This is a genomic window from Rothia nasimurium (assembly GCF_004569295.1).
Lineage (GTDB): Bacteria > Actinomycetota > Actinomycetes > Actinomycetales > Micrococcaceae > Rothia > Rothia nasimurium_B.
The window spans coordinates 1-10,970 of the sequence record NZ_SPQC01000062.1; the positions used below are offsets into that span (position 1 = coordinate 1).

At 53.0% G+C, this 10,970-nt stretch carries 12 protein-coding genes; 2 read left to right on the top strand and 10 right to left on the bottom strand.

Annotated features, from left to right (window positions below):
* The first annotated feature begins 277 nt into the window (after positions 1-277).
* Complete coding sequence (locus E4U03_RS11710; protein ID WP_135013905.1) at positions 278-514, top strand: hypothetical protein; 237 nt, start codon at positions 278-280, stop codon at positions 512-514.
* Here E4U03_RS11710 and E4U03_RS11715 read toward each other — a convergent pair.
* A complete protein-coding gene (locus E4U03_RS11715; protein WP_135013906.1) occupies positions 491-703 on the bottom strand; it encodes a hypothetical protein in 213 nt (70 codons plus the stop codon). The genes E4U03_RS11710 and E4U03_RS11715 overlap by 24 nt on opposite strands.
* A complete protein-coding gene (locus E4U03_RS13600; protein ID WP_265588597.1) occupies positions 703-828 on the bottom strand; it encodes a hypothetical protein in 126 nt (41 codons plus the stop codon). Before E4U03_RS13600 ends, E4U03_RS11715 begins: the two co-directional genes overlap by 1 nt.
* Positions 829-1,149: 321 nt before the next feature.
* Here E4U03_RS13600 and E4U03_RS13830 point away from each other — a divergent pair, with 321 nt between their 5' ends.
* Complete coding sequence (locus E4U03_RS13830; protein WP_416220633.1) at positions 1,150-1,515, top strand: helix-turn-helix domain-containing protein; 366 nt, start codon at positions 1,150-1,152, stop codon at positions 1,513-1,515.
* A 114-nt stretch (positions 1,516-1,629) separates the two neighbouring features.
* Here the strand turns inward: E4U03_RS13830 and E4U03_RS11725 are convergent, their stop codons facing one another.
* The 8 genes from E4U03_RS11725 to E4U03_RS11760 form a co-directional block, all read right to left on the bottom strand.
* On the bottom strand, positions 1,630-2,388 hold the full coding sequence (locus E4U03_RS11725) for a hypothetical protein (RefSeq protein ID WP_135013908.1): 759 nt from the start codon (positions 2,386-2,388) through the stop codon (positions 1,630-1,632).
* A gap of 44 nt (positions 2,389-2,432) precedes the next feature.
* The gene (locus E4U03_RS11730) at positions 2,433-3,500 is read right to left on the bottom strand and encodes a hypothetical protein (RefSeq protein ID WP_135013909.1); all 1,068 of its coding nucleotides are present in this window, start codon (positions 3,498-3,500) and stop codon (positions 2,433-2,435) included.
* A 645-nt stretch (positions 3,501-4,145) separates the two neighbouring features.
* Entirely contained in the window at positions 4,146-5,924 is a 1,779-nt protein-coding gene (locus tag E4U03_RS11735) for a type IV secretory system conjugative DNA transfer family protein (protein WP_135013910.1), read from the bottom strand.
* A 3-nt stretch (positions 5,925-5,927) separates the two neighbouring features.
* Positions 5,928-7,502 (bottom strand): conjugal transfer protein TraC, encoded by a 1,575-nt coding sequence (locus E4U03_RS11740; protein ID WP_135013911.1) that lies wholly within the window; start codon positions 7,500-7,502, stop codon positions 5,928-5,930.
* A 38-nt stretch (positions 7,503-7,540) separates the two neighbouring features.
* Positions 7,541-9,064 carry an SCO6880 family protein gene (locus E4U03_RS11745; protein WP_135013912.1) on the bottom strand — a complete coding sequence of 508 codons (1,524 nt, stop codon included), beginning with the start codon at positions 9,062-9,064 and terminating at the stop codon, positions 7,541-7,543.
* 18 nt (positions 9,065-9,082) lie between these two features.
* A complete protein-coding gene (locus tag E4U03_RS11750) occupies positions 9,083-10,036 on the bottom strand; it encodes a hypothetical protein (RefSeq protein WP_135013913.1) in 954 nt (317 codons plus the stop codon).
* Between the two features lie 37 nt (positions 10,037-10,073).
* Positions 10,074-10,454 (bottom strand): hypothetical protein, encoded by a 381-nt coding sequence (locus tag E4U03_RS11755; protein ID WP_135013914.1) that lies wholly within the window; start codon positions 10,452-10,454, stop codon positions 10,074-10,076.
* 132 nt (positions 10,455-10,586) lie between these two features.
* Entirely contained in the window at positions 10,587-10,871 is a 285-nt protein-coding gene (locus E4U03_RS11760; RefSeq protein WP_135013915.1) for a hypothetical protein, read from the bottom strand.
* Between the last annotated feature and the right edge of the window lie 99 nt (positions 10,872-10,970).

Consider the following 10,970-nt stretch of genomic DNA (forward strand, 5'->3'; position numbering starts at 1 on the left):
CGGGGCTTGCTAGGGCGTTCTCTTAGTTCGTAGACAGCTTGCAAGGCCGTCTACCGGCTTCAAGGAACGTAAAGAAGGAATTACTGCCGGGTCTACAGTTGCTAGTCTTCTAGCTTTGATTAGGCGCTGTATTCGCCTTGTGCCCTGTGCCGGAGTCGAACCGGGTTCTACTTACTCTTATTACTTGTGTAGATGTGAAAGGAATTGGTGTACTAGCCGCCGGGCTGGCTCACAGGGCTTGTGCAGGCTATGGTTAACCTGAACAAAGGAGGTGAAAATGACTATCGTGAAAGCTACATTTGGTAGCAAATCCCTCTTCCTCAGGCTTACTAAGGAAGAGGCCGAAAACTTCTTCTTCGACCTTGTTCGTAACCGTTCAGTTCTGAGAATCGACCAATTGGATAAAACCAAGATTGTTGATTTTGGGAAGATTGATTGTATTACCGTTGAAGAAGTAGATGTTGCTATCGATGGGGAGAAGTATCCTGGCTTAGAGGACCTTAAGGTCATCTAGAGTTAGGGGGTTTTCTAAGCTTCCAAGCGTCTCAATCTCTGGTTGGGACGCTTCTTTTATGGCTTCAGCTACCGTGTAGCCAGCCCATAGGACGGCTAGGGGCGTGAGCGCAGAACGTGATGCGAAGAGGTCGTTACTGAATAGGTCTAGCTTTTCAGCTGCTTTTACTACCTTGTCGAAGGTGTCCATTATTTAGCCTTTCTGGTGTTGTGGTAGGTCTGGAGGGCATCTACGGCTTCGGCAAGAGTGTTGAGGGCTTGCCAGAAGGCGGGTAGAGAGGCCAAGAGAATGAAAGTGGGTAGCGTCCAGGTCATTTTTAGCTCCTTTGCTTTCCTGCGGTTTGGAGTTCGCGCATTACGCGGTAGTGCTCAACCTCAGCGGGGTCGAAGAGGTAGGCCCCGCGCTTCCCGGGCGCCTTGACTACTGGTTGCAGCTCGCCAGAGCGCGCCAGCCTGCAAACCTGGACTACAGAGAGCCCAAGAACATCTGACACTGTTCTTGTATCTAACGTTTGTAAGGTCTGCATGGCAGTAATATTTCCACGACATCTTACGCTTGTCAAATGTATGTCGTGGTGGCATTGTGCTTCGAGTGTTGAATGTTATAAGTTTGTCACTATGGAAGCAATGAAATCTATGGGATACATACCTACTTGGACACTGGGAGATAGGCTGCGCAAGGCGCGTGTTGAGAAGGGGTATAGCACGGCTGAACTTGCCCAAAAGATAGGCATGTCAAGAGCTACTGTTAGTTCAGCTGAAAATGGAAAAAATGAGCCATATAAGAACACGGTCAAGCTCTGGGCGCTGGCCACTGGCGTGGACTTCTATTGGCTTTTAACAGGCGAAACGCCCGCCCCGTCGGATGACGGAACGGGCGTTGAGTATCGAGCCCCCAGTCAGATTCGAACTGACGACCTTTTCTTAGGGAGTACCTCAGAGAACACGCTGTCACCGACGGAATCACCAGATAGCACCAAAGGCCCAACTGTTCCAAATTGAACAGTTGGGCCCCGTGCCCGAGCACGCGCGAACTATGCGAAGCTCACTTGCTCATGCTCAGTTTCAAACATCGGACGGCGCTCAAACGCCACAGGATCAAAACCGCTATCAGGCTCACCCATAGGGGCTCCTCCCTCGGCCATAGCCATGAAACTCCGCACCCCACGCATCAATCTCTTCACCACCAATCGTGCCGTGCCCAGCCACCTTCACATCCACCCCCTCAAAACCACGTTCCGAAACAAGGTGCCCCTCAGCAAGAACAACCTCATCTACCCCGCCCACAAGCTCAACCTCACCAGGGCCTGAAACATACGCCGGTTTACCCTCAACCATCACCGGTTTACCCTCATCAACCCACTGCCACCCAGCCTCTTCCATATAAGCCCTAGCCTCAGCCTCACTCAGAACCTGCCCCGTACTCATAGAAGCCCCAAGCCCCTGATCTCGGGCAGCATGAACACCAATAAAAGCAGCGCCACCAATCGCAAGAGCAGAGGCCAAAGTCGCGCCCTTACCCTGCCGGGCAGTCTCTACCTGCTCCGTCCGCTTCTCCGCAGCCTGCCCCTGAGTCCGAGTACTTGCCCCGGCCTCAGAAACCCCACCAGCGCCGGCAGTATCAGAACGTCGCTCAATCTCCTGAACCAGCGGGGAATTTTTATCGACAAAACCAATAGTCTTGCCGTCCTTACCCTGCACAGCTACATGCGAGTCACGTTCTTTCTGATTGCGAGGCCGCCACCCCGCAGGCTTCACGCTCTGCTTCAGCACCTGCTGAGAAACCACCCTCCCAGTCACCACAGCAACCCGAGCCGCCGCCTCCAAGATAGCCAGCATCAGCTCCATATACTCTTCAGAAAACTCACGATTCATAGACATCGCTCCACCATTCCTTTCAACAGCTCAATAAAACTTCGTTAGGGCCCAACGGCACTTTTCACATCAGGATCTACCAGCTCTGCATAATCAACCGAGTCTGTACCGTTTGACAGCACAGAACCTGGCATCTCATAGCCCAAGCCACCTTCCCAGTCCCCGGCATCAGTCTTCTTCTGCCAGTGCAGAATCTGGGCGTCCATACCCGATACCCGCACAAAAGCAGTCGGCTCCGAGTCCCCTCGATACCCAAAAAAGACATCCCCCAGCTGAGCCTGAACAGGAACCACATAACCCCCCAAACGGAACTCATCACTATAGGCAACGACGTTTCCCTCTGAGTCACTGACTGCCGCCCGCCAAATACCAGCCACCGGCCCGTCCAGGGTTCGTACTGCCCCAGTAATAAAGGTCTGCCAGTCCTCTTCATCCAAAGCCCGTACAAAGGGATGCTCACCGGCAACCCACTGTTGCCCTTCTTTATGCGACCGCTCCATTGAACAGGCCTTGACCATACCCTGAATCTGGCTCAAACACCCAGGGATAAAGTTCTGCCAGGAGGTCAAAGGCATATTCGTCGGAGCCCCAGTACCCTCGGCCCATGCCTTAGCTTCAGCATTAGCCATAGCCCATAGAATCTCAACAACATCACTGTGCCGATACCAACATTTGGTGAGCTGGCTACTGGTCACGTGATAGGTCAGCGTCAGCCAGTCCACCCAGTCACGCAACCAGACCCAGGCCTCTAACCGCTCTTCTTCAGGGATATTACGCCACGGCTGGCCCATAAACGACGGAAAAGCACTTGCCTCTTCCTCCGTCTGTCCAAGACCAGGGTGGCGATAAGCCGCCCCCTCGCTCTCCACCTCGGCCCCGCCCATCTCCATATCAAGGGCATTCACCCCCATGGACTGCAAGACTTCTTGGTCATTGCCCTCTAGAACACCGCTAGCCTCAGTGGTGTCGCTTTGTTCAGCATCCCAGTCCTCCAGGCCAAGCTCTACGTTAGGAGTAGCCGACTCTTCTCCGACACCCGATGTAGCAACGTCCACGTCTTCCCGACGAATCTCTCGAGAACCAAAACGTCCCAATGCAGATAGATTTACCATGATCTATATCCTCCCTCCTACGCCCGAGCACCCAGCAAAGCAGCCGCCAACTGAACCGAGAACAGCTCCAGACCCTCGCTTAAAGAAACCCGGTGCTGGTGTGCTAACTGCCGTACTTTCTCGTAGCAAGCCACATTCAAGTACACGTACTCCCCTGCCGCCCTCTCGATAAGACGCCGATCCGAGGCCCCCATATACTCTTGATGGCACATAAAGCAATCATGCTGACCAAAAATCTGTGCTGTTTCCAGACTCACTGTGTTCCTCGAACTTTCTTTTTCAATCCGTAAATAATCCATAAAGAGGCTTTCTTCCTCGACCAGCTTCGGTAATCGCGTCCTCGCGTATCTAGAATCTGATGGAGCTGCTGATGATGTTCCCTACACAGGGGAATCAAATCCTCATCAGCTTCACTCGATACCCATTGACCCCCAGGTAGCTTCTTCACTCCCTCGTAGGAAAGGTGATGCAAGTCCAAGGGTGTCGCCTTGCTCTTACGGGCTCCGCAAACCTGGCAAACGGCCACGAAACCAGCATCAGCAATAGCTTCATAAAACCTGATTTTGCGCGAGAGCCACGCGCTAGAACGCAAATACCCTGCATAATACTCAACCCGCGCGGCTCCCCGTTTACGTGCTAACGACATCACACACCGTCAGTCACTAACTTGCCCCCGGCCTCCTGCATCTTCACAAAAACCTTCTGGGACGCTTTAATCTCATCCTTATCCGACCGCTCAAAGAACGGAGTGGAGCGCATCAGCAAAGGCCTACCCACATTCGGCAGAACAAACGAGTACCCCATAGGCAAACGAGAGAGCTCAAACACGCTCACCGCGTTACGGAACTGCTTATCCTCATTGTGGGTAATCCCTTGGTCAGAGTAAGAGTAGGAGGTCTTCGTTAGCTCAATCTCCCCCATCCATTCAACAAAGGTCTTGAGCTTATCTACTTCCTTTGAATTGCCCAGCTGCACAATGAAATTAGCTGAGTCCAGAATCTTAGCCCCTCCAGTATCACCCCACTGGTCTTTAGCCTGGGACGCTGACTGAAGATACAATGTAGCCCCAATACCGATACCACCGCCAGAGGACATAACCTCAGGTAGACGGTTCCACACAGAAAAATTCGCCACCTCATCGAGCACCAGTCGCATCGGCGGATCAAGACGGGAACCGGGTGAACGGTTCGCAATCTTCTCAGCAGCCGCATAAATATCATCGAGCATCCCCACCAGCAGGGGCCCGACCGCACCGCCACCAGTCTTAGTACCAATCAAGTACAAGGTGCCACGGCGCTTAACAAAGTCCTCCGGGTCTAATGATTCTTGCCCCTCACTCACATCAAAAAGCTCAGCAACATTAGGAATAACCAGCCCGCGGGTGGAACCTTTAACACCCATCCACTTGGACATCACCATCTTTGAATCGCCCGTTATTTCAGATTCAAGGTTCTGTGCCCAGCCAGCAACCGCTCCCGGAGCCTGAGCCAAAATCTGTACCGCTTCACCAGCTAACGCAGGTGACTGAGTCCACCGGCTAAAAGCACTAATATGCACCTTCCCCAAAGCCGCAGCATGAAGCAAATACGTCAAAATATCCTTCGAAGATTCAGCCCACTCCTGATTATTACTACTAGAACCAAGAGCGGAAGCACCCACAATCGCATCAGCACGGCTTGCGGCCACATCCGGGTCTTCACACCCACGATACGGTGACCACCGCATCTTAGTGCTCACCCCAGTAATTCCCTGGGGGTCAAAAATAATAACCGGGGCCCCGCCAGCAGCTCGTAACTTCCACGTGGCAGCCGCATTATCACCACGAGTTGAGGTGGTCACCACCGCACCGGGGGCGTCCAGAATCTCATTGATAACAAAGTTCACGCCCTTACCCGAACGCGGGGGGCCAAACACAGCGCAAGTATCCTGAGCAGACAGCCACACGTTAGACCCCTGGGAAGTACCCAGCTTACGGCCCACATCCATCAGCTGAGGGTTCTTCAAAGTAGGACGAATAGAGCCAGCCTTTTTAGCCAGAGCCTTATCCCCCACATTCTTTTTCACCTCACCGTACTGGGCAATACCCTTGCGGTAGGACAAGTCCTTAATGAGCTTCTTATCGGACTCCTTGTACTTCTCTACCCAAGCGTAGATAGCAACGATAGTGGCAATCACCACCGCAATATAGATCACCGCAAGCACCTGAATCAGCCCACGGCTTGGCACACAAACTTGGCCCGGCACCACCGAGGCATCTCCCCACGCGCTCACCACCGGAATCACGTTCCACATACCCAGCGGGTGCCCCAGCATCTGGCACGACATCAGATAACCAGCAGAAAGCACCAGATGAATGCCGCCAATACCAAAAACAGCGATAAGTACGATGGTGAAAGCCAACCAATCGCCAGGACGAATACGCATCTCTTATGCCTCCTGCTTCTTCTCTTCACGGGCAATACCCATAGATTTGTTCGTATCAAACACCGGACGCTCCGGAGCGGTCATGGTGTTCTGCACCTCAAAGGAATGATCCCCAAGTTTCCACAGACCCCGGCCAGAAGAAAACCCCGAGACTTTCTGCCACTCACGAGCAGTCAAACCCAGCTTCTCGCGCACCAGTTTCTCTTCCTCTGCCTCCTGCCGGTAAATCACGCGAATCGGTGAATCACCCAACAAAGAGAACGCCGCAGCCCGAGCCTTAGAGCCCTCATCACCCGCCAGGTTCAAGTCAGTGAGCTTATGCAGAACCAGGATGTTGAAAATGCCGTAATGGCGGGCCAGCTTGTACTGGACAATCATGCGGTTAAGAGAACCAATATCATCCAGCACCTCCAGGCCCTCTTCGTAGATCACCAGTCGCTTACCAAAATCGTTCGAGGTAATAGCAGCTTCAGCCCAGGTCTGAATACAAGCGTGGGCAATCTTGCGAGCCTCCGAGGAAAGGCCCTCCAGCCCAGAAGTATTGAAGGTGACAATCGGCGCGGTCACATCGAACTGAACCGTGGACTCACCATCGAACATGCCTGAAATATCGTTCTCAGAGTTAGCCTCAGTGCCCGTACCCATACCAGTAGACACAAGACCCAAAAAGGTATCGTGCATGGTGGCGATAGCAGCCTTACGCTCTTTCAGGTGCTCCTCCATACCCTCGCGGCGCATGGTGTCCAGGGCAGAAACCACATCAGGAATAATCGGGGTACGCTGTTCAGATTCTGCTAGTTGAACAGCAGTAGCAAGCGCTGAGCCCAGCACCAGGCGCTCGGTGGAGTTCAAAGAGTCACCCTTGAGAATCTCAGCAATGGCTCGAAGCAAAGCGAACCGGCGCTGGCGAACCATCTTGGCCCACTTCTCATCACTCATCACAGCGCCGTTCGTATCCTTTGAAGGACGGTTGCCCTCATCGAGCGGGTTAATGCGGGTGTCCTGGCCCGACCCAATACGGATGGTCACCCCTCCCAAATACGCAGCAACGATGTCCCATTCACCTTTTCGGTCACTCATCACCGAGGCACGACGTCCGATTTGCACCTGACGGGACGTAAAAGACTTCACCAAGGTTGATTTTCCCTGCCCCACAACGCCGAAGACCGTCATAGCCATGCCCTTGAACACCCCAGCGTTGTAGAACTCCCAAGGGTCAAAGAAGAAGCCACCTGCACCTGATTTGTCCTCTCCCATACAGACCCCAGGAATACCGAACGTCGATGAGGCAGTAAACAGGTAGGTCACTGCCGCGTTATAGGAGGTCAAACGACGCTTCTTACCGGCTAGCTTCAAATCCCCGCGCATATTGTTGGCACGTTTAGCCCCCTTTGCCCCGTACCGGGTGCCCGGTAAGAAGTGGGCCCGCTGGTGCTTTACCTCGCGCTCAAAGGACTTCCGCATGACCTTACGAACCTGCTTGTAGTCCTTTTTGACAGCCCGGCTCTCACCGGGAAACTGTGCCGATACGAACCCCAGCTCTTGAGGTACTTCCCGGTCTTTCATCTGCTCATTCATGTGATGCCCTCTAAAATCCTTGATCTCGTTGCTCTGCCCTAGTCGATGCCTACACCCACTAGGCACCCAGCAGCTAAGAAGCCGGCGAACTGCTGATCCCAGCACTCGTACATCACCAGCCCAGCGCGCTTAGCTGCTGACATGACGTCGCTGTGGTAGCGTTCCAGTTCTTCCTCACTGGTAGCGGTAATTGACATGAAGCCGCGCATCATCACTTCCCCGTAACCAGCGACAAGCTCCGTCTCGCGCTGTTCGAGGTCTTCCATCTCCGTCGTGTCTTCCAAAGAAACACGCTGGCCAGACTTCTCCTTAATACGCAGGGCGATATTCTTATCCTGAATCGCGTGGTTGACCTTACGCAGCGCCTCATCGGAGTAACCAGCCTCGTAGACGATAGAGACTGAGTGCCTAAAGTCCAGGTCTTTAGTCACCTTAGACATGAACCCTGGGGTGATTTCTTTCTGCGGCCATTCTTCAATCACATACGAACGGTGCCAGCAAGCATTAGCACGCAGCTTTGACCAATACGCATGAGCGCCAATGATGGGCTCGTTCGGGTTCAAGGTGAAGTTCTCGTAGACCACATCTCGACGCTCCATAGCACTAAGCCAGTGCTCTACAGCCGTGTTGTTAGAAGAGAAGTCCTGATCAATCGAGTCACACACAGCATCTACCGCGCTCAGTAGACCGCTCATGTTTGAACCGTGCTCTTTAATGAGTGAGCGCATCATGCCGATTGAAAGTACAACGGTGTAATACTGCATGTGATAGGTCATCAGGTTGCGGGTCAGGTAGTCCTCGTAGCCCTGAGTAGCAATCGGGTTCAGATCAGCGGCCTGGTTCAGACGCTTCTGCTCACGGAAATATTCCAGCGAATCAGTATCACTCTGCAAAGACGTCGTATCGGTAGGGATAACAGCCTCTACCAGCCGGTTAGCCAGCACAACATCCAAGAGGTTGCCGTAATCGGTAATACGAGTGGCCTTAACCGATTCGTCTTGCAGGTCAAAGCTCTTAGTGTTCTTCACCAGTAGCGTCAGCACCGCCCGCTTGTTCACCGGGTCATGGAGCACGCCGCGACCGGCAGGGCTCTGGTACAGCTGAAACTCATTAGCAATACCGGGCAAAGTGAACTTGATAGGTTCAGGAGTCTTCCCAGGAATAGGCTCATTCCATTCGATAGCTTCAGCCCGAGCTTTCTCATCAGCTTTACGGATACGGTCAAGCGCTGACATATCAGCAGCCATATCTGCTTTTTCTGAGGGACGAACATATTTAGTCTGGCCAGTCAGCCGTTTTACCAGTGCTCGAATCAATGCAGGAATCCATTCAAAGAGAGTGCGGTTCTTAATGCGAACCCAACCAAAAATTGCACCCACAACCAGCCAGAGGAAGAAAACCACCACTGAAGCAGGAAAGGGAAGGACAAAGAGAGTTGTCATTGCCGCCGCGATAGAGAACCCAACGGCCAGCAGGGGAAGCAGCGAAAGGCCAAGGATGATGCCACCCTTTTCCTGGCGGGGAATACGAACCGGAGTCAGTTCAACTTTTTCTTCCATCATGATGTGCCAGACCTTTTCTTAACGGCGGCGGATACGGGAAAGAGCAGAGCCACCGCGAACAACGCCACGAGCGACCATAGAACCAGAAGCACCAAAGGCCTGATCCTGCTCACGGACGGCACCAGCAGAGGTAAAGGAAATGAAGCTAATAACCGCAAAGGGCATACAGATAGCAATAAAAAGACCAGCAAAACCAGCAAAGAACTGAGCACCTGAGTCTGAATGATTGAAGACCGTCGAAGACATCACCAGTACAGCAGCGGCAAACGGTTTGGCCAAGAGCAGGCCCGTAATGATTTTGAGCCAGGCCGAGAACCAGCCCTTAGTAAATTCACTCGATAGGGCGGTAACAGCCCAACCTGCCATAGACGCCAAGATAACAACACCTAGTGAGCGCAGCGCCATCACACCGCCCAAGAAGAAAGACATCAGCCAAATAATAAAAGCCAGCCCCACCGGTACAAGCATTGCCAGACTGCCGCCACCGCCCCCAACATCCGCCCACATCCGGTAATTGGAGTTCACGCCCACGAACTCGCCGTCCTGAATCTGAACGCCGAAGATACGCATGAAGACATTGGCGTTATCCGTTGCACCCATCAGCATGATGTAGCTGGTCACCGCGTCAATACCAGCAGAAAGAAGCTGAATCAGAATCACAGATACGTACATCATGGGAATACTGAAAACAGCACCGATACCACCGCGCAGGATACCGATACCTGAGCCCCTGAAAGCGCTCAAAACGATTTGGGCGGATGAAACTACCGCAGCGAAAGCGGCGATAACAGGCAACCAGGTAGAGAGCATACCGGGAGTGGACGGTGAACCAACAACAGCGGCCCACCAGCTCTCATCGATGTTAGAGCTACTGAAAGCTGTGGTCAGCGAGTCATTGGCATCGACAAAGAGTCGCCCAATGAGCTCATTCCAGGACTCGCCTGATGATTTGAAAAAGTCGAAGAACGACACTGTCTTACTCTGCTCTCTACCTAGTGCCTAGTGGGGTTTAGCCGAAGTTAATCTGAAAGTCCGAGGTAGCCCAGTAGATGATGCCTGAGATAGACACCAGGGCGACCGCACCGGCCAAAGCCCATAGGATGATGGACAGACCCTTTTCCTGGGCCTTGCCCTGGTGGAAGACCTTACCGATGATGAACAGGGTCACGGCGCAGATGGCAAGAATACCGGTCAGAATCAGAGAGACGGCCAGGATAATACCGGCGATATTGTTCAGCGGAGTGGTTGCCGGGTTGTCGAAGTTAGGGGTAAAGCCAGGGTTGTAGGCGGCATGAGCTGCAACGGTATTGGTCAGAACCAGAGCGCCGGTTGCAACGGTCACTGCCAGGGTTTTCATGCTGGCGGGGGTGAAGCATGAGAAGGTTTTCATGAAATGTGTCCTTTGAACAGGGGGTGATAAGCGTGCCATGGTTGAACCGTGCGGTCTTTGCATAGCGTTTGTAGCTACAGAAAATAACTGTTTTGAAAGGTCTTGGGCTGGCTATATGGCCTTACAGTGAAGCTATCCACCCAGTGACTTCAGCGGCCCACCACAGGCCTCTTCTGAGTAGCCATCAGGGGTAATGGTTGCCTCATCTGAGGTGATAGTTCCGTTACCGCCACCTACGACATCAGACCAAGAAAGAATCATCTCGTAGCAAACATCAGGCTTTTGCGGATCATCAGCAGAGGGCCAGAACTTGAGGGTTACGTCATCCGAGTTGAGCGCCTTCTTATAGTTCTCAGCCTGTGACCCCAAAGCAGCTTTAATCTGCTCTTTGATATGTACTGGCTTTAGTTCCGACAATTATAAGACCACTAAAGCACCATCAACCACCTCCTGCGGAGTCCGATAACCAAGACCCTGATGCAACCGACCAGCATTCCACCAAGCAACCCAAGACGC

Coding starts and splice junctions, on each gene's coding strand:
- E4U03_RS11710 (WP_135013905.1), top strand. CDS start 278: ATGACTATCGTGAAAGCTACATTTGGTAGCAAATCCCTCTTCCTCAGG.
- E4U03_RS11730 (WP_135013909.1), bottom strand. CDS start 3,500: ATGGTAAATCTATCTGCATTGGGACGTTTTGGTTCTCGAGAGATTCGT.
- E4U03_RS13830 (WP_416220633.1), top strand. CDS start 1,150: ATGGGATACATACCTACTTGGACACTGGGAGATAGGCTGCGCAAGGCG.
- E4U03_RS11715 (WP_135013906.1), bottom strand. CDS start 703: ATGGACACCTTCGACAAGGTAGTAAAAGCAGCTGAAAAGCTAGACCTA.
- E4U03_RS11740 (WP_135013911.1), bottom strand. CDS start 7,502: ATGAATGAGCAGATGAAAGACCGGGAAGTACCTCAAGAGCTGGGGTTC.
- E4U03_RS11745 (WP_135013912.1), bottom strand. CDS start 9,064: ATGATGGAAGAAAAAGTTGAACTGACTCCGGTTCGTATTCCCCGCCAG.
- E4U03_RS11735 (WP_135013910.1), bottom strand. CDS start 5,924: ATGCGTATTCGTCCTGGCGATTGGTTGGCTTTCACCATCGTACTTATC.
- E4U03_RS13600 (WP_265588597.1), bottom strand. CDS start 828: ATGACCTGGACGCTACCCACTTTCATTCTCTTGGCCTCTCTACCCGCC.
- E4U03_RS11755 (WP_135013914.1), bottom strand. CDS start 10,454: ATGAAAACCTTCTCATGCTTCACCCCCGCCAGCATGAAAACCCTGGCA.
- E4U03_RS11725 (WP_135013908.1), bottom strand. CDS start 2,388: ATGAATCGTGAGTTTTCTGAAGAGTATATGGAGCTGATGCTGGCTATC.